At 61.5% G+C, this 17,635-nt stretch carries 16 protein-coding genes; 15 read left to right on the top strand and 1 reads right to left on the bottom strand.

Features of this window, described 5'->3' with window-relative positions; translation table 11 throughout:
- The first annotated feature begins 3 nt into the window (after window positions 1-3).
- The 11 genes from murD (at window position 4) to L6418_RS12145 (ending at window position 11,408) form a co-directional block, all read left to right on the top strand.
- Window positions 4-1,398 carry a UDP-N-acetylmuramoyl-L-alanine--D-glutamate ligase gene (murD, locus tag L6418_RS12195; protein ID WP_237247196.1) on the top strand — a complete coding sequence of 465 codons (1,395 nt, stop codon included), beginning with the start codon at window positions 4-6 and terminating at the stop codon, window positions 1,396-1,398.
- A complete protein-coding gene (gene ftsW, locus L6418_RS12190; RefSeq protein ID WP_237247195.1) occupies window positions 1,380-2,543 on the top strand; it encodes a putative lipid II flippase FtsW in 1,164 nt (387 codons plus the stop codon). Before murD ends, ftsW begins: the two co-directional genes overlap by 19 nt.
- A 142-nt stretch (window positions 2,544-2,685) precedes the next feature.
- Window positions 2,686-3,753 carry an undecaprenyldiphospho-muramoylpentapeptide beta-N-acetylglucosaminyltransferase gene (murG, locus tag L6418_RS12185; protein WP_237247194.1) on the top strand — a complete coding sequence of 356 codons (1,068 nt, stop codon included), beginning with the start codon at window positions 2,686-2,688 and terminating at the stop codon, window positions 3,751-3,753.
- Window positions 3,750-5,168 (top strand): UDP-N-acetylmuramate--L-alanine ligase, encoded by a 1,419-nt coding sequence (murC, locus tag L6418_RS12180; RefSeq protein WP_237247193.1) that lies wholly within the window; start codon window positions 3,750-3,752, stop codon window positions 5,166-5,168. The genes murG and murC overlap by 4 nt, the downstream gene beginning before the upstream one ends.
- Window positions 5,165-6,082 carry a UDP-N-acetylmuramate dehydrogenase gene (gene murB / locus L6418_RS12175; RefSeq protein WP_237247192.1) on the top strand — a complete coding sequence of 306 codons (918 nt, stop codon included), beginning with the start codon at window positions 5,165-5,167 and terminating at the stop codon, window positions 6,080-6,082. Before murC ends, murB begins: the two co-directional genes overlap by 4 nt.
- Window positions 6,079-6,993 (top strand): D-alanine--D-alanine ligase, encoded by a 915-nt coding sequence (locus L6418_RS12170; protein ID WP_237247191.1) that lies wholly within the window; start codon window positions 6,079-6,081, stop codon window positions 6,991-6,993. The genes murB and L6418_RS12170 overlap by 4 nt, the downstream gene beginning before the upstream one ends.
- Window positions 6,994-7,043: 50 nt before the next feature.
- Entirely contained in the window at window positions 7,044-7,748 is a 705-nt protein-coding gene (locus L6418_RS12165; protein WP_237247190.1) for a cell division protein FtsQ/DivIB, read from the top strand.
- A 21-nt stretch (window positions 7,749-7,769) separates the two neighbouring features.
- The gene (ftsA, locus tag L6418_RS12160; protein WP_237247189.1) at window positions 7,770-9,005 is read left to right on the top strand and encodes a cell division protein FtsA; all 1,236 of its coding nucleotides are present in this window, start codon (window positions 7,770-7,772) and stop codon (window positions 9,003-9,005) included.
- A gap of 48 nt (window positions 9,006-9,053) precedes the next feature.
- A complete protein-coding gene (gene ftsZ / locus L6418_RS12155; RefSeq protein WP_237247188.1) occupies window positions 9,054-10,211 on the top strand; it encodes a cell division protein FtsZ in 1,158 nt (385 codons plus the stop codon).
- 74 nt (window positions 10,212-10,285) lie between these two features.
- Window positions 10,286-11,197, top strand: a complete 912-nt coding sequence (gene lpxC, locus L6418_RS12150; protein ID WP_237247187.1) for a UDP-3-O-acyl-N-acetylglucosamine deacetylase — start codon at window positions 10,286-10,288, stop codon at window positions 11,195-11,197.
- 13 nt (window positions 11,198-11,210) lie between these two features.
- Window positions 11,211-11,408 carry a hypothetical protein gene (locus L6418_RS12145; RefSeq protein WP_237247186.1) on the top strand — a complete coding sequence of 66 codons (198 nt, stop codon included), beginning with the start codon at window positions 11,211-11,213 and terminating at the stop codon, window positions 11,406-11,408.
- 38 nt (window positions 11,409-11,446) lie between these two features.
- Here L6418_RS12145 and L6418_RS12140 read toward each other — a convergent pair whose 3' ends face one another.
- Window positions 11,447-11,866 carry a DciA family protein gene (locus L6418_RS12140; protein WP_237247185.1) on the bottom strand — a complete coding sequence of 140 codons (420 nt, stop codon included), beginning with the start codon at window positions 11,864-11,866 and terminating at the stop codon, window positions 11,447-11,449.
- Window positions 11,867-11,904: 38 nt separating this feature from the next.
- Here L6418_RS12140 and L6418_RS12135 point away from each other — a divergent pair, with 38 nt between their 5' ends.
- The 4 genes from L6418_RS12135 (at window position 11,905) to argJ (ending at window position 17,376) form a co-directional block, all read left to right on the top strand.
- Complete coding sequence (locus L6418_RS12135; RefSeq protein ID WP_237247184.1) at window positions 11,905-12,828, top strand: M23 family metallopeptidase; 924 nt, start codon at window positions 11,905-11,907, stop codon at window positions 12,826-12,828.
- Window positions 12,829-12,908: 80 nt separating this feature from the next.
- Window positions 12,909-15,623 carry a preprotein translocase subunit SecA gene (secA, locus tag L6418_RS12130; protein ID WP_237247183.1) on the top strand — a complete coding sequence of 905 codons (2,715 nt, stop codon included), beginning with the start codon at window positions 12,909-12,911 and terminating at the stop codon, window positions 15,621-15,623.
- Between the two features lie 25 nt (window positions 15,624-15,648).
- Window positions 15,649-16,146, top strand: coding sequence for a Crp/Fnr family transcriptional regulator (locus tag L6418_RS12125; protein ID WP_237247182.1), 498 nt, complete (start codon window positions 15,649-15,651; stop codon window positions 16,144-16,146).
- Window positions 16,147-16,158: 12 nt separating this feature from the next.
- Entirely contained in the window at window positions 16,159-17,376 is a 1,218-nt protein-coding gene (gene argJ / locus L6418_RS12120; protein ID WP_237247181.1) for a bifunctional glutamate N-acetyltransferase/amino-acid acetyltransferase ArgJ, read from the top strand.
- Window positions 17,377-17,635: the final 259 nt, after the last annotated feature.

Below are 17,635 nucleotides of genomic sequence, written 5' to 3'. Positions count from 1 at the left end.
AGAATGAACGAACTGCGCGGACAATCGGTTTTGATACTCGGTCTTGGTGAGACCGGGCTGTCGCTTGCGCGCTACCTCAGCGGGCAGGGGGCGCGCTTGCGCGTGGCCGACAGCCGCATGGAACCGCCGGGTATCGCGATCCTGCGCGGCGAGCTGCCGCAGGCCGAAGTGCATTGCGGCCCGTTCGGCGACGAACTGCTGCAGGGCGTGGACCGGATCGCCATCAGCCCCGGCGTGCCGCTGGCCGGTCCGTTCGTGCAACGCGCCATCGCACGCGGCATTCCGGTCGAAGGCGACATCGAATTGTTGGCGCAGCAACTCGCCACCAACGATTACCGGCGCAACACCAAGATCATTGCCATCACCGGTGCCAACGGCAAGACGACGGTGACCAGCATGGTCGGCGCGATGTGCGCGGCAGCCGGGCTGGATGCGCAAGTGGCGGGCAACATTTCGCCTGCCGTGCTGGACGCCTTGCGCGGCCGGGACCGACAGCCGCAGGTATGGGTGCTGGAACTTTCCAGCTTCCAGCTGGAGACCACTTATACGCTGGATGCCGATGCGGCGGCAGTGCTCAACGTGACCGAAGACCACCTCGACCGATACGACGGCATGGATGCCTATGCCGCAGCCAAGGCGCGGATCTTCCACGGTCGCGGCATGCAGGTGCTGAATCGCGACGATGCGCGCAGCAATGCGATGCGCATCGCCGGGCGCAGGCAGGCGAGCTTTGGCTTGAATCCGCCGCCGGGCGAGCAGGACTGGGGGATTTCCCGCGAAGGCGCGATCACCTGGCTGGTGCAGGGCAGGCAGAAGATCGTGCGCGCCGACGAATTGCAGGTGAGCGGCCTCCATAATGTGGCGAACGCGCTGGCGGCATTGGCGCTGTGCCGCGCACTCGGCATTCCGCTGGCGCCGCTGGTCGATGCATTGCGCGCCTTCAGGGGCTTGCCGCATCGCGTGGAAAAGGTTGCCGAGATACAAGGCATCACCTATTACGACGATTCCAAAGGCACCAACGTCGGCGCAACCGAGGCGGCGCTGAGGGGCCTGGGCAAGCCTGCAGTGGTGATCCTGGGCGGTGACGGCAAAGGGCAGAATTTCTCGCCGTTGCGCGAAGCGGTGGCGCGGCATGCGCGTGCCGCAGTGCTGATCGGCCGAGATGCGCCGCTGATCGAACAGGCCATCGCCGGATGCGGCAAGCCGGTATTGAAGGCGCGCGACATGGATGAAGCGGTAGGGATATCAGCCGCCCATGCGCAACCTGGCGACGCAGTGCTGATGTCGCCTGCCTGCGCCAGCTTCGATATGTACAAGAACTATCTGCATCGCGCGGAAGCATTCATCGCGGCAGTGAAGAAACTCGAAACGGAGGCGGCATGTTCAGCACGGCATTGAATGCGCCGCGCCGAAGCGTGGCGGAATACGACGACGTGCTGGCATGGATCGTCACGGCGCTGCTCGCCATCGGCCTGGTGATGGTCTATTCCGCCTCGATCGCCACGGCCGAAGCCGGCAAGTACACCAATTTCCAGCCGACCTATTACCTGGTGCGCCATGGAATCTTCATCCTGACGGGCCTGGTGGCCGGCGTGTTCGCATTCCAGATCCCGACGCAGATGTGGCAGAAATATGCGCCGTACCTGTTCCTGATCGGCGTGGTCTTGCTGCTGCTGGTGCTGATTCCCGGCGTGGGCAAGGCGGTCAACGGCAGCCGCCGCTGGTTGCCGTTGTTCGTCGTCAATCTGCAGCCGTCCGAACTGATGAAATTGTTCGCCGTGCTGTATGCCGCCGATTACGCCGTGCGCAAGGGTGCGGTGAAGGATCATCTGCTGCAGCCGTTCCTGCCGATGTTCGGCGTGATGGCGCTGGTCGGTGCGCTATTGCTGCTGGAGCCGGACATGGGCGCGTTCGTGGTGATCTGCGCGATTGCCATGGGCACGCTGTGGCTGGGCGGTTTCAACCTCAAGATATTCGGCGGGCTGCTGCTGCTGCTGCCGGTTGCCTTTGCGGCGCTGATCCTCTCGTCTCCCTATCGCATGCAGCGCGTCATCGGTTTCATGGATCCGTGGTCGGATCCGTATGGCAAGGGCTATCAGCTCAGTCATGCCTTGATCGCATTCGGGCGCGGCGAATGGCTGGGTGTCGGTCTGGGCGGCAGTGTGGAAAAACTGTTCTACCTGCCGGAGGCGCACACCGACTTCCTGCTGGCGGTGATCGCCGAGGAATTGGGTCTGTTCGGGGTGTGTGCGGTGATCCTGCTGTTCGGCTGGCTCATCGTGCGTGCCTTTTCCATCGGTCGCCAGGCGGCCATGTCGGAGCGCCTGTTTGCCGCGCTGGTGGCTCAGGGCATTGCGGTCTGGCTGGGCGTGCAGGCGATGATCAACATCGGCGTGAACATGGGAGTGCTGCCGACCAAGGGATTGACACTGCCGTTCCTGAGCTTCGGCGGCAGCGGCGTGGTGGTGAACTGCGTAGCGGTCGCAGTGTTGTTGCGGATCGATTATGAAAACCGCCGGGTCGCACGAGGTTTACCAATATGAATATTGGGCAACACATACTCGTTGAGCAAAGAGCAAATCCATGCTGTCCGGCAGTTTCGGAGAAGGCTAACTTGCGCCAGCAAGTTAAGCCCAAGCGGGGCGGCCGTAGCCAAAATCGAAGAGCAGCAAGGGGGTTGCCGGTATGAGTCGCACCATACTCATCATGGCTGGCGGCACCGGCGGGCATATCTACCCGGGCCTGGCGGTCGCCGACGCATTGCGCGTGCAGGGCTGGCAGGTGGTGTGGCTGGGGGCGCCGAACAGCATGGAGGCGGAACTGGTGCCCAGACATGGCTATCCGGTGGCCTGGGTGAACTTCACCGGTGTGCGTGGCAAGGGTGTGATGCGTTTGCTGACGCTGCCGTTCACCTTGCTGCGCGCGCTGGGGCAGAGCGCAGCCGCGATATTCACGCATCGCCCCGATGTGGTGCTGGGTATGGGTGGCTACATCACCATGCCGGGCGGCCTGATGGCGGCGATGTTGCGCCGGCCACTGGTGATCCATGAGCAGAATTCCATCGCCGGCATGAGCAACAAGCTGCTGGTAAAGATCGCCACGCGGGTATTGAGCGGCTTCCCGGACGTGCTGAAGGGTACGCAGTGGTGCGGTAATCCGGTACGCGCCGACATCGCCTCCTTGCCGGAACCGGAGACGCGCTATGCCGGCCGCAGCGGCAAATTGAACATGCTGGTGGTGGGCGGCAGCCTGGGGGCGCAGGCGCTCAACGAGGCACTGCCGAAAGCGCTTGCCATGCTGGATGAACAGGAACGTCCGAATGTATTGCACCAGACCGGCAAGAAGCATTTCGAGAATGTGCAGCAGCTCTACAGGCAGGCGGGCGTCAACGCCGACATCCGCCCCTTCCTAGACGACATGGCCAGCCAGTATGGCCGGGCCGATGTGGTGATCTGCCGCGCCGGTGCACTGACCATTGCCGAGCTGGCGGCGGCAGGCGTGGCGAGCGTGCTGGTACCGTTCCCGTTCGCGGTGGACGACCACCAGACACACAACGCGCGCTTCCTGAGCGAAAAGAATGCGGCGCTGCTGCTGCCGCAGAAAGAACTCAGCGCGGAAAAGCTGGCGCAACTGCTGCGCGAGATGACCCGCGAAAAATTGCTGGCGATGGCGCAGGCCGCGCGCAGCCTGGCGAAACCGGAAGCGACGGCGGCGGTTGCGGCGGTGTGCACGGAGATGGCGGAAGCATCATGAAACACAAGATCAAGCATATCCATTTTGTGGGCATCGGCGGTTCCGGCATGAACGGTATCGCCGAAGTGCTGCTCAACCTGGGGTTCAGGGTGAGCGGTTCCGACCTGGCCGACAGCGCGGTCACCCAGCGCCTGCAGGCGCTGGGTGCAAACGTGCATCTGGGCCATGATGCAAAGAACCTGCACGATGCCGATGCCGTGGTGGTGTCCACTGCCGTGAAGGCTGACAACCCGGAAGTGGTGGCGGCGCGCGAACAGCGCATCCCCATCGTGCCGCGAGCGGTGATGCTGGCAGAGCTGATGCGCCTGCGCCAGGGCATCGCCGTGGCGGGCACGCACGGCAAGACCACCACTACATCCCTGGTGACCAGCGTATTGGCCAAGGGGGGCTACGACCCGACCTTCGTCATCGGCGGCCGACTGAACAGCAGCGGTGCGAACGCACGCCTGGGCACGGGCGAGTTCATCGTGGCCGAGGCGGACGAGTCCGATGCCTCATTCCTGTATCTCACGCCGATACTTGCGGTGGTCACCAATATCGATGCCGATCATATGGAGACCTACGGCCACGATTTCGGCAGGCTGAAACAGGCCTTCATCGATTTCATCGAGCGACTGCCGTTCTATGGCCGCGCCATGTTGTGTGTGGACGACGAGAACGTGCGCGACATCCTGCCGCGCATCAGCAAGCCGGTCACTACCTACGGCATGAACGCGGATGCGCAGATACGCGCCGTGAACGTGCGGCATGAGGGCGGTCGGATGCATTTCACCGCACAGTGCCGGCATGACGAAAAATGCCTGTTCGAAGGCAAGCCGCTCGATCTGGATGTGACGCTCAATCTGGCCGGTGAGCACAATGTGCTGAATGCGCTGGCTGCCATTGCCGTCGGCCTGGAGGTCGGTGTGGCGCCGCCTGCAATCGTCGCGGCATTGGCCGAGTTCGAGGGGGTGGGGCGGCGCATGCAGCGCTATGGCGAGGTTTCGCTGGCCGGCGGCGGATCGTTCACGTTGATAGACGACTATGGCCATCACCCGGTGGAGATGAAGGCGACGCTGGCTGCCGTGCGCGGAGCTTTCCCCGGCAAGCGCCTGCTGCTGGCCTTCCAGCCGCATCGCTACACGCGTACGCGCGATCTGTTCGAGGATTTCGTGAAAGTGCTGAGCGGCGTGGATGTACTGGCGCTGGCGGAAGTGTATGCGGCGGGAGAGCCGCCTATCGTCGCTGCCGATGGGCGCGCCCTGATGCATGCCTTGCGCGTGGCTGGCCAGAACGAGGCGGTGTTCGTCGAGAACATCGCCGACATGCCGCAGACCATCATGCAGATGGCGCAGGACGGCGATGTGGTGTTGACCATGGGGGCAGGTTCCATCGGCGGCGTGCCGAACCAGATCAGACAGATGGCGCAACGATGAACATGAGCGAACCGACACAGTTCAGCACGGAGGGGTTGCGCGGGGAGATGTTCCACAACGAGCCCATGTCGCGGCATACCAGCTGGCGCGCGGGCGGCAGGGCGAAGCGCATGTACCGGCCGGCCGACCTGGCTGATCTGCAACGCTTCCTGCAGCTGACGCCGGCGGACGAACCGTTGATCGCAGTCGGTCTCGGCAGCAACTTGCTGGTGCGGGATGGCGGGCTGAACGGTACGGTGCTGTTGATGGTGGGCGCGCTGACCGAGCTGCGCATGGATGGCGAGCACACCATCTATGCACAGGCCGGCGTGGCGGGGGCCAAGCTGGCACGCTTCGCCGCCTCGAACCACCTGTGCGGCGCGGAGTTCTTCGTCGGCATCCCGGGCACTCTGGGCGGCATGCTGGCGATGAACGCCGGGTGCTATGGCGGCGAGACCTGGCAGAAAGTGCAGCGCGTGCAGGTGCTGATGCGCAGCGGCGAATTGCTGGAGCGCACACCGAAGCAATATGAGATCGGCTACCGCCATGTGGCGCTGCGCAATGCGGGCAAAGAGTTCTTCGTCGGTGCCTGGCTGCAGCTGGAGAGCGGCGATGTCGAAGCGGCGCGCCAGGAGATCAAGGCCTTGATGGAAAAACGCAGCGCCAGCCAGCCATTGCAATTGCCGAATGCAGGCTCGGTGTTCCGCAATCCACCGGGCGGGCATGCGGCAAAGTTGATTGAAGGTTGCGGATTGAAGGGACGCAGGATCGGCGGCGCGCAGGTGTCGGAGAAACATGCCAATTTCATCGTGAATGTGGGCGGGGCGACGGCGGCGGATATCGAGAACCTGATCGAAGAGGTGCGGGAGACGGTGCTGCGGCGAACGGGAATCGAGCTGCATCCGGAAGTAAAGATAGTGGGAGAGCGAATTTGAGCAAGTTTGGAAAAGTGGCGGTGCTGTTCGGTGGGCGTTCTGCCGAGCGCGATGTGTCGCTGAAGAGCGGCAGCGCAGTGCTGGCTGCACTGCAGCGCAGCGGTGTCGACGCGCATGCCTTCGATCCGGCGCAGCGCGAATTGGCCGAGCTGAAACAGGAGCGGTTCGATCGCGTGTTCATCGCGCTGCACGGGCGTTTCGGCGAAGACGGCACGGTGCAGGGCGCACTGGAGCTGATGGGCATTCCTTATACCGGAAGCGGTGTGATGGCCTCGGCATTGGGGATGGATAAATGGCGCACCAAGCTGGTATGGCAGGCCGCGGGCATGCCCATCCCGGATTACGAGATGCTCACCGAGCGCAGCGACTGGGTGGGCGTGGTACAGCGTTTGGGGCTGCCGTTGTTCGTCAAGCCGGCGAACGAAGGATCGAGCGTCGGCATCAGCAAGGTGAAGCGTGTGGAAGACTTGCCGGCTGCATATGCGGAGGCGGCGAAGCACGACAAGTTGGTGCTTGCCGAGCGCTTTATCGGCGGCGGCGAATACACCGCTGCGATCCTCAACGGGCGGGCGCTGCCGGTGATCAAGATCGAGCCGGCGAACGAGTTCTACGATTACGAAGCGAAATACCTGCGGGACGATACGCGCTATCTGTGTCCGTGCGGTTTGAGCGCGGAGCAGGAGGGTGAAATGCAGCATCTGGCGCAACTGGGTTTTGCGCTGATCGGCGGGCAGGGCTGGGGGCGCGTGGATTTCCTGCGCAGCGAAGATGGCAAGCCGTATCTGCTGGAGGTGAATACCTCGCCCGGCATGACCGATCACAGCCTGGTGCCGATGGCGGCGCGGCAAGCTGGCATCAGTTTCGAGCAACTGGTATTGCAGGTGCTGGAGGGGGCTGGAATTGGAAAATAGTTTTTCACGATTGCTTCCTCTCCCTCGGGGAGAGGATTGTGGTGTGGGCTATGTGGGATAACGTACCCCTGCTGCGCAACATCGCCAACGCCTTGTTCGGCCTCAGCCTGCTGCTGGTGCTGTATGGGACAGCGCGCTATGTGTTGCGCCTGCCGGTGTTTCCGCTGCGCACGGTGGAACTGGCACAGGCGCCGCAGCGCGTCCCGGTCGAGCTGCTGGAGAAAGTGGTGCACGAGCAGGTGAGCGGGAATTTTTTCACTGTCGACCTGGAGCAGACGCGGCAGGATTTCGAGAAGCTGCCCTGGGTGCGCAAGGTGAGCGTGCGGCGCAAATTCCCGTGGAGCCTGCAAGTGGAGGTGGAAGAGCAGGTCGCGCTGGCGCACTGGAACGGCAAGGAGCTGGTGAATACTCATGGCGAGGTGTTCGCCGGGGTGTCGGAGCAGGCGTTGCCCGATTTCATCGGACAGCCCGATACCTCGGCGCAGGTGACGCAAATGTACGGCGAGCTGAGCGCGACGCTGCAGCCGATGAAGCAGCAGATCGTGCAGATCAGCCTGTCACCGCGGTTCGCTTGGCAGGTCAGGCTGGACAGCGGTCTGGTGCTGGAACTGGGGCGGGAAGAGATGCAGCAGCGGCTGGCGCGTTTCGTGAAGGTCTATCCATACAGCCTTACCACGCTGGCGCGGCCGGTGAAGCATGTGGATCTGCGTTACCGCAACGGGTTTGCGGCTTACCTGCCGGGTGGGATTGTTTGAGGGTGTAGCAAGGGGATAACGATGAGCAAGAACAGGGAAAACAAGAATCTGGTCGTGGCGCTGGACATCGGTACGTCGAAGATTGCGTGCATCGTCGCCGAGATCAGGCCGGAGGGCACGCTGGAGGTGATCGGTGCGGGCATGCACGAATCCTCCGGCATGAAGAAGGGCATGGTGGTGAACATCGACGCCACCGTGGGCGCCATCCAGCGCGCGCTGGAGGAGGCTGAGCTGATGGCCGACTGCAAGATACGCGAGGTCTACACCGGCATCGCGGGCAGCCACATCCGCAGCTCCAACGCCAACGGCATGATCAAGATCAAGGACAAGGAAGTGGCGCACACCGACATCGTGCGCGCGGTGGAGACGGCGAGCTCGATCAGCCTGCCGGGCGACCAGCAGATCCTGCACATCCTGGAGCAGGAGTTCAGTATCGATGGTCAGGAAGGCATCAAGAAACCGCTGGGCATGAGCGGCATGCGGCTCGAAGTCGAGGTGCACATCGTCACGGGGGCGGTGGCGGCGGTGCAGAACATCCTGAAGTGCATCCACCGTTGCGGGCTGGAGGTGAACGAGATGATCCTGCAGCCGCTGGCGTCGAGCAAGGCGGTGCTGGCGGACGACGAAAGGGAGCTGGGGGTGTGCCTGGTGGACATCGGGGGCGGCACCACCGATGTGGCGATCTTCACAAACGGGGCGATCCGCCACACGGCGGTGATTCCCATTGCCGGCGACCAGATCACCAACGATATCGCGATGGCCTTGCGTACGCCGACCAAGGATGCCGAGGATATCAAGATCAAATACGGCTGCGCCTTGCGCCAGCTGGCCAACGATGCGCCGATCGAAGTGCCCGGTGTGGGCGAGCGCGGCGCACGCATGTTGTCGCGCCAAACGCTGGCGGAAGTGATCGAGCCGCGCGTGGAGGAGTTGTATTCGCTGGTACAGCAGGAGCTGCGCCGCAGCGGTTTCGAGGATCTGCTCTCATCCGGGGTGGTGATTACCGGCGGCAGCAGCGCCATGCAGGGCATGGTCGAGCTGGGCGAGGAGATATTCCATATGCCGGTGCGCATGGGCGTGCCGCGCAGCATCGGGGGATTGTCGGATGTGGTGAAGACGCCGCGCTATGCGACAGGCGTCGGTTTGCTGTTGTACGGCCTGGAGCAGCACAAGCGTGATGAGGTGGCGCGTGTGAATTCGGGTTCTTTCGGGGATGTGTTGGCCAGCATGAAGACGTGGTTCCAGCGTAATTTTTAGTGATGTCGTTTCAGGGTCGGTTTTGCAATTTAGAAAAGGAGAACAAACATGTTTGAACTAATGGATGCTCAGCCGCAAGGCGCAGTGATCAAGGTGGTGGGAGTGGGTGGTTGCGGCGGTAACGCCGTCGATCACATGATCGATCAGGGAGTCCAGGGCGTCGAATTCATCGCCATCAATACCGATGCCCAGGCATTGCGCCGCAGCAAGGCGCGCGTGCAACTGCAGATCGGCGCGAACCTGACCAAGGGGCTGGGCGCAGGCGCCAAGCCGGAGATCGGGCAGGCTGCGGCGATCGAGGACCGCGAGCGCATCTCCGAGATCATCAACGGTGCAAACATGGTGTTCATCACGGCCGGCATGGGCGGCGGCACCGGCACCGGTGCAGCTCCGATCGTGGCGCAAGTGGCCAAGGAGATGGGCATCCTCACCGTGGCCGTGGTGACCAAGCCATTCGTGTTCGAAGGCAAGCGCATGACGCTGGCGCAAAGCGGCATCGAGGAACTGGCTTCCTATGTCGATTCGCTGATCATCGTGCCGAATGCCAAGCTGATGGAAGTGCTGGGCGGCAAAACCACATTGCCGGAAGCTTTCAAGGCGGCCAATGGCGTACTGCAAGGGGCGGTGGCAGGGATTGCCGAAGTGATCAATGTGCCTGGCATGGTGAACGTGGACTTCGCCGATGTGTGCACGCTGATGTCGGAGAACGGCATGGCGATGATGGGCGCCGCTTCCGCATCCGGCGAGGGCCGTGCACAGCGTGCCGCCGAACAGGCTATCGCCAGCCCGCTGCTGGAGGATGTCGACCTGTCCGGTGCGCGTGGCGTGCTGGTCAACATCACTTCCAGCAGCAGCCTGACCCTGGAGGAGCTGCATGAGGTGATGAACTGCTTCCAGTTTGCGGCACAGGAAGCCACCGTGATCGTCGGTTCGGTGTTCGACGAGTCGATGGGCGACGAGATGCGCGTGACCATTGTGGCTACCGGACTGGGCGCACCGCTGGCGCGCAAGCAGCCGAAGCCGGTACTGGCCTACGAGAAGCAACAGCGCACCGGGACGCACGATGTACCGATGGTGAACTACAACGAACTGGACATGCCGGCAGTGATCCGTACCGGGCGTCATCGCGAAGCGGTGGAAGCGATGAAGCAGTCGGGCGTCGATCCGCTGGATATCCCTTCGTTCCTGCGCAAGCAGGCCGACTGAACCGGGGCGAAGCGGCGGCGGACGGGTCTCCCGTCTGTGTTAAACTTCGCTCCTGTTTTGTCAGGTCAGGTCAAATGGTCAAGCAACGCACACTGAAAACGACGGTGCAGGCGACGGGTGTCGGTCTGCACACCGGCGAAAAGGTCTATCTGACCTTGCGCCCGGCCGCCATCGATAGCGGCATCGTGTTCCGTCGCGTCGACCTGCCTGGCTCTGGGGATATCCGCGCCGAAGCGCATGCGGTGCATGACACGCGCCTCTCCACTTGCCTTGAGGCGCATGGCGCACGCGTGGCGACGGTCGAACATCTGATGTCGGCGTTTGCCGGCTTGGGCATCGACAATGCCATCGTCGAGCTGACCAGTTCGGAACTGCCCATTATGGACGGCAGTGCCGGAACCTTCATCTTTCTGTTGCAATCGGCGGGCATCGCCGAACAGGCGGCAGCCAAGAAATTCATCCGCATCAAGAAGGTCATAGAGGTGAAAGATGGCGACAAATGGGTGCGTTTTGAGCCATTCAACGGTTATAAGCTGAATTTCACCATCAATTTTGCCCATCCTGTGTTTGCCAACACCAAACAGAACGTGACGGTCGATCTGGGCGAACATTCCTATATAAAGGAAGTGAGCCGTGCCCGCACTTTCGGTTTCATGCAGGAAGTGGAGTACATGCGTTCGCAGGGGTTGGCGCTGGGCGGCAGCCTGGATAACGCCATCGTGATGGACGAATATCGCGTCATTAATCCGGACGGGCTGCGTTTCGAGGACGAATTCGTCAAACACAAGGTGCTGGATGCCATCGGCGACCTGTACCTGCTGGGCCACCCGTTGATAGGCGCATTTTCTGGCTATAAATCCGGCCATGCCTTGAACAATGCGTTATGCCGGGCATTGCTCGCCGACGAGACGGCGTGGGAGTTCACCACGTTTGAAAAGCCGGAAGAGGCCCCGGATTTCCTGCGGTTGCAACTACAACCGGCTTGAACCTTCGCCAGCGATGCTGATCCGCCTCGCATTGCTGCTGTCCATATTGCTGATCGTTTCGTCTGCGGCCCTGTACCTGGTTACCGGTGATCGGCGCTACCCGCGCCTCGTCTGGCAAGTGGTGCGTTTTATGGTTTATGTGCTGTTGGTATTCGGTGCACTTTACCTGCTGGAGCGATATGGGCTGGTTGCCTGGCGGGTGCTGGTCTGAGGCGGCGATTTTTATGTAACTTGTTGTTTATTGACAAATCACGTCCGTTTTGAAAGGCGTTTCAAGGCGGTCTTCAGAGGGGAGTCGGCGAGGGTTGCATTCAGCCTGTCCAGCGCTTCCTGCGCCGTTCTGCCCAGTTTGCGCGCTTTCGGCGGCGCGGCGCGCGGCGCGGCCGTGACTTGCACCCGAATTTGAATTCCAGTAACCTCGCATCCCCTTGCTTGAAAAAGGGAAATAAGTTCCGGCGCCATTTGCCGCAACTTCGCTGCCACCGCGCCGTTGTCGGCGCTGATCGACAGGAGCTGATGGCGGAGCTGTAATATGCGGCTGTTATGCTGCAGGGAGGGCGGTGCAATCGATGCATACATTCGCTGCAGCGCCATGAGCTGTCTGGCTGTGCTCGAAAGTTGCCGCAATTCCGGGCTGGAGCCGAGGAAGGCGTTCAAACGGTGCGGCACGGTAGGCTCCACTGGACACGGATCATAAAGGGGAATACGTGAATATTATTCTAGTTTCCAATCGGTTTGCAAAAGCCCGCAGCATTACGCTGACCGGGACGCATCTGGCCGTGCTGACCGTGCTGGCTGCGGCCCTGTTCGTTGCGGCAGTGCTGGCAGCACAATATGCCATTGTGCGGTTCCAGCCGAACCTGATGGGGAACGAATTGCGCAACTGGCTGGCCAGTGCGCAAGAAGACGAGCTGCAAAAACAGGAAGCTTTCATGCACAAGAGCCTGGATACCCTGGCCATGCGCCTTGGGCAGATGCAGGCACAGGTGATGCGGCTGAACGGACTGGGCGCGCGCCTGGCCAAGCTGACGGGCATGAAGCCGGAAGAGTTCTCGTTCGACAAATCGCCTGCGCAAGGTGGACCGTACCTGCCGGCCGCCCTGCAGCAGCAGGTTTCCCTGTCCAGCATGGATCAGCAACTGGTTGAATTGAACGCCTTGCTGAGCGACCGCAGCGACAAGCTGGTGGCGCTGGAGACCCTGTTGATGCAGGACAAGCTGAGCAAGAAGCTGCTGCCTTCCGTCGCACCGATCAACGAGGCCTGGTATTCCTCCAACTTCGGCTGGCGCATCGATCCGTTCACCGGCAAGAATGCCATGCACGAAGGTGTGGACTACATGGTTCCGGAAGGCACGGTGATCCATGCCTCGGCTGGCGGGGTGGTGGTGTATGCGGATACGCACCCGCAGTATGGTAATATGGTCGAGATCGACCATGGCAACGATGTCGTGACGCGTTATGCGCATGCATCAAGGCTGCTGGTCAAGGTCGGGCAGATGGTGCGGCGCGGGCAAGAGATCGCCCTGTCTGGCAGTACGGGCAGATCCACAGGGCCGCATCTGCATTTTGAAGTGAGATACAAAGGCATCGCCCAGAATCCGGTTCGCTTTCTGGAAAAAGCCAGAAGCTGACCTTACAGATTTTGCAGAAGGGTGAGGTGTGTGCCTCACCCTTTTTTATTTGTTGATGGCAGCACAGAAGAAAATACAGCATGATCTCAAAATTATTGAAGTCCGTATTCGGCAGCCGTAACGACCGCCTGCTCAAACAGTACCGCCAGACCGTCGCGCGCATCAATGCATTGGAAGCGGGCATAGCCGCGCTTTCGGATGACGATCTGCGCGGCAAGACGGCAGAGTTCCAGCAACGGGTGCAACAGGGAGAGTCGCTGGACGCGATCCTGCCGGAGGCGTTCGCCGTCGTGCGCGAAGGCGGCAAGCGTGCCCTGCAGATGCGCCACTTCGATGTGCAGCTGATCGGGGGCATGGTGCTGCATTACGGCAAGATCGCGGAGATGCGCACCGGCGAAGGCAAAACCCTGATGGCGACCCTGCCTGCCTACCTGAATGCCCTCTCCGGCAAGGGGGTGCACGTGGTGACGGTGAACGATTACCTGGCTGCCCGCGATGCCGAATGGATGGGCAAGCTATACCGATTCCTCGGTCTTTCCGTCGGCGTCATCCTCACCAGCATGGAGCATGCGGACAAGCAGGCTGCCTACGGCGCGGACATCACCTACGGAACCAACAATGAATTCGGTTTCGACTACCTGCGCGACAACATGGCGGCGAGCGCCGAAGAGCGCTTCCAGCGCGGCCTGAACTTCGCCATCGTCGACGAAGTGGACTCCATCCTGATCGACGAAGCGCGTACACCGCTGATCATCTCCGGGCAGGCGGAAGACAACCTCGATGTCTATCTGGCGATGGACAAGCTGGCGCCCAAGCTGACGCGGCAGGCGGATGAGAATGCGCCGGGCGATTATTATGTCGATGAGAAGAACCACCAGATCCTGCTGAGCGAATCGGGGCACGAGAACGCCGAGCGCCTGCTGGCGCAAGCCGGCATGTTGCCGATCGGCGGCAGCCTGTACGACCCGGCCAACATCACGCTGATCCACCACCTGTACGCCGCATTGCGCGCACATAACCTGTTCCTGCGCGACCAGCACTATGTGGTGCAAAATGGCGAAGTGGTGATCGTGGACGAATTCACCGGCCGACTGATGTCCGGGCGGCGCTGGTCGGACGGGTTGCATCAGGCGGTAGAGGCCAAGGAGGGTGTGGCGATCCAGAAGGAGAATCAGACGCTGGCCTCGATCACCTTCCAGAACTATTTCCGCATGTACAACAAGCTGTCCGGCATGACCGGCACGGCAGACACGGAGGCATTCGAGTTCCAGTCCATCTACAACCTGGAAACCGTCATCGTCCCGCCGCATCGTCCGACGGTGCGCAAGGACATGATGGACAAGGTCTATCTCAGCGCCAAGGAGAAATATGCGGCGGTGATCGCCGATGTGCGCGACTGCTACGAACGCGGCCAGCCCGTGTTGGTGGGCACCACCTCGATCGAGACCTCGGAGCTGTTGTCCGGCCTGCTGGACAAGGCCAGGTTGCCGCACCAGGTGCTGAATGCCAAGCAGCATGCGCGCGAAGCCGAAATCGTGGCGCAAGCCGGGCGGCCGAAGATGATCACCATCGCCACCAACATGGCCGGCCGCGGTACCGACATCGTGCTGGGCGGCAATGTGGAGAAACCCATCGAGTTGGTGCGCATGGACGAGAGCCTGGATGGGGCCACCAAAGAGCAACGCATCGCCCAGCTGCGCGCCGAGTGGCAGCCCGTCCATGAGCAGGTCATCGCCAGCGGCGGCCTGCATATCATCGGCACTGAACGCCACGAATCGAGGCGCGTGGACAACCAGCTGCGCGGACGTTCCGGCCGCCAGGGCGATCCCGGTTCCAGCCGTTTCTACCTGTCGCTGGAAGATCCGCTGCTGCGCATCTTCGCTTCCGACCGGGTTGCGGCGATCATGAACAGGTTCAAGCTGCCTGAAGGCGAAGCGATCGAACACACCTGGGTGACGCGCGCGATCGAGAACGCGCAGCGCAAGGTTGAAGCGCGCAACTTCGACATGCGCAAGCAGATCCTGGAATACGACGATGTCGCCAACGATCAGCGCAAGGTGATCTACCAGCAGCGCACCGAATTGCTTGAGAGCACGGATATCTCGGAAACCATCGATGCAATGCGCGAAGGCGTGCTGTCCGACACCATTGCGGAATATATTCCGCACGGCAGCATGGAAGAGCAATGGGATGCGCCCGGCCTGGAGAAGGCGCTGGCCGCCGAATTCCAGTTGCACCTGCCCGTGGTGCAATGGCTGGAGGAAGACAAGACCCTCGACGAGAACGGGCTGCAACAGCGCGTGGCGGCAGCCGGGCGGCAGCAATACCAGGCCAAGGTCGACCAGGTCGGTGCGGAGGTGATGCACGGTTACGAGCGCATCGTCATGCTGCAGAGCCTGGATCAGCATTGGCGCGAACACCTGGCGGCACTCGACCACTTGCGCCAGGGCATCCATCTGCGCGGCTATGCACAGAAGAACCCCAAACAGGAATACAAGCGCGAAGCGTTCGAGCTGTTCGCCACCATGCTGGAAGCGATCAAGCGCGATGTGACGCAGACATTGATGAATGTGCAGATCCGCAGCGAGGCGGATGTGGCGGCGGCGGAAGTGCCCCACGCGCCCGAAAATGTACAGTATCATCACGCCGATTATGAAGAGGCGCTGGCATCGACCGACGGGCAGGAGGCGGAGCACAAGCCGTTCGTGCGTGGAGCCGAAAAGGTCGGCCGTAACGATCCCTGTCCTTGCGGCTCAGGCAAAAAATACAAGCAGTGCCATGGCAGATTGAATTGATGCAACAACTTCTGGGGGATTGAGAATGACAAAAGAAGACCTGATCATACAAACCTTGCATAACTCCACGCTCACTGAGGAGCTGCGCGACGCCGAGATCGAATCACTGGCGCGCATCATCGAGATCAAGGAATACAAGGCAGGCGACGTTCTGGTGCAGCCCGGCGATGACAGGCTGAAGAATGCCCTGATCATTCTCGCCAACGGTGAGGTCGAGGCGAATGCCAACGTAGGCGGCGAGCAGGCCACGTTGCACCTGCTCCAACCGGGCGACCTGGCAGGCATCATCACTTTTGTCGGCGGCAACGTTGCGCAGATCAGTGCGATTGTGGTTGCCAAGACCGATTGCAAGGTGTTGTTGCTGGAGCGCTCCAAGTTCGAGTCGTTGCTGAACACGCAGCCGGCCATCGTGTATTACGTGATGCGCGGCATCGTGCGCCATACGCATGGCATCGTGCGCCGCATGAACATGCAATCCGTCGAGATGAGCAACTACATCCATCAAACCCACGGCCGTTACTAAAGGAAGCCTGCAATGCCGGTGAATCTCTCTGCGCCCGTCGCGGCACGACTGTTGCCCGTTGCGGGCGTTTCTTTGGGTGTCGCCGAAGCGAACATCAAACGTGCCGACCGCAAAGACCTGCTGGTCATCAAGCTGGACGAGGGTGCGACCGTCGCCGGCGTGTTCACCACCAACCGTTTCTGCGCTGCTCCGGTTACGGTGGCAAAAGCGCATCTTGCTGCGGGCAAGGGCATCCGCGCGCTGCTGGTCAACACCGGCAATGCCAACGCCGGCACCGGCGAGCAGGGCATGGCGGCTGCCCGCACGACCTGCGCCGAACTGGCAAAACTGCTGGGCTGTGCGTCAGAACAGGTGCTGCCCTATTCCACCGGCGTCATCATGGAGCCGCTGCCGGTCGGCAAGATCGTCGCCGGCATGCCGCAAGCCATCGCCAACCTGAAGGCCGACAACTGGTTCGATGCGGCTCATGCCATCATGACCACCGACATCGTCGCCAAGGCGGTGTCGAAGCAGGTGCAGATCGGCGGCAAGACCGTCACCGTCACCGGCATCTCCAAAGGCTCCGGCATGATCCATCCCAACATGGCCACCATGCTGGGCTATATCGCCACCGATGCGGCCATCGCACAGCCGTTGCTGCAACAGATGGTGAGCGAGGCTGCCAACCGTTCGTTCAATTGCATCACTGTCGACGGCGATACCTCGACCAACGACGCATTGATGCTGATCGCCACCGGCAGGAGCGGCGTGCAGATCGCAGAATCGGAACGTGCCGCGATGCAGACTGCAGTCAGCGAAGTTGCCACGGTGCTGGCGCAGGCCATCGTGCGCGACGGCGAGGGAGCGACCAAGTTCATCACCATCAAGGTGGAAGGCGGCAAGGACGAGGCCGAGTGCAAGAATATCGGCTACGCCATCGCCCATTCGCCTCTGGTGAAGACCGCGTTCTTTGCGTCCGATCCCAACCTCGGGCGCATTCTCGCTGCGATCGGATATGCAGGAGTGGGCGATCTCGATGTGGGGAAATTGAAGCTGTATCTGGATGATGTGCTGGTGGCCGAGAATGGCGGACGCGCACCGAGTTACCAGGAAGAAGACGGCCAGCGCGTGATGAAGCAGAGCGACATTGCCATCCGTGTGGTGCTGAACCGCGGCAAGGTGAATGCCACGTTATGGACGTGCGATTTTTCGTACGATTATGTGAAGATTAACGCGAGTTATCGCAGTTAATTTTCTTGCCGTTCGTGCTGTGCTTGTCGAAGCATGACGGCTGGGTACACAGATTGTCGGGGGTGCCCGGCAGCAAGTCACTTTTTCTTGCTTCGCCAAGGAAAAAGTAACCAAAAAGAAGGCGACCCCGGTGCGCCGCCCCTTCGGGGTTCCCTGCGTTGCTCGACTGGTCAGGCCTCCTCATAAGCTCGCACGACCCGCTGCGCGGTCACGTGCTCAAACATATTCGTCGGATTACCCCTGACCAGCCTGCGCTACT

Origin of the sequence: Sideroxyarcus emersonii (genome assembly GCF_021654335.1) — a bacterium.
GTDB classification, from domain to species: domain Bacteria; phylum Pseudomonadota; class Gammaproteobacteria; order Burkholderiales; family Gallionellaceae; genus Sideroxyarcus; species Sideroxyarcus emersonii.
The sequence above is the reverse complement of the archived record's forward strand: the minus strand, read 5'-3'. Positions and strand labels throughout refer to the sequence as shown.

Bases quoted from the DNA above. Each gene is read 5' to 3' on its own strand.
- murD (WP_237247196.1), top strand. From the start codon at position 4: ATGAACGAACTGCGCGGACAATCGGTTTTGATACTCGGTCTTGGTGAG.
- ftsW (WP_237247195.1), top strand. From the start codon at position 1,380: ATGTTCAGCACGGCATTGAATGCGCCGCGCCGAAGCGTGGCGGAATAC.
- murG (WP_237247194.1), top strand. From the start codon at position 2,686: ATGAGTCGCACCATACTCATCATGGCTGGCGGCACCGGCGGGCATATC.
- murC (WP_237247193.1), top strand. From the start codon at position 3,750: ATGAAACACAAGATCAAGCATATCCATTTTGTGGGCATCGGCGGTTCC.
- murB (WP_237247192.1), top strand. From the start codon at position 5,165: ATGAACATGAGCGAACCGACACAGTTCAGCACGGAGGGGTTGCGCGGG.
- L6418_RS12165 (WP_237247190.1), top strand. From the start codon at position 7,044: ATGTGGGATAACGTACCCCTGCTGCGCAACATCGCCAACGCCTTGTTC.
- ftsA (WP_237247189.1), top strand. From the start codon at position 7,770: ATGAGCAAGAACAGGGAAAACAAGAATCTGGTCGTGGCGCTGGACATC.
- ftsZ (WP_237247188.1), top strand. From the start codon at position 9,054: ATGTTTGAACTAATGGATGCTCAGCCGCAAGGCGCAGTGATCAAGGTG.
- lpxC (WP_237247187.1), top strand. From the start codon at position 10,286: ATGGTCAAGCAACGCACACTGAAAACGACGGTGCAGGCGACGGGTGTC.
- L6418_RS12145 (WP_237247186.1), top strand. From the start codon at position 11,211: ATGCTGATCCGCCTCGCATTGCTGCTGTCCATATTGCTGATCGTTTCG.
- secA (WP_237247183.1), top strand. From the start codon at position 12,909: ATGATCTCAAAATTATTGAAGTCCGTATTCGGCAGCCGTAACGACCGC.
- L6418_RS12125 (WP_237247182.1), top strand. From the start codon at position 15,649: ATGACAAAAGAAGACCTGATCATACAAACCTTGCATAACTCCACGCTC.
- argJ (WP_237247181.1), top strand. From the start codon at position 16,159: ATGCCGGTGAATCTCTCTGCGCCCGTCGCGGCACGACTGTTGCCCGTT.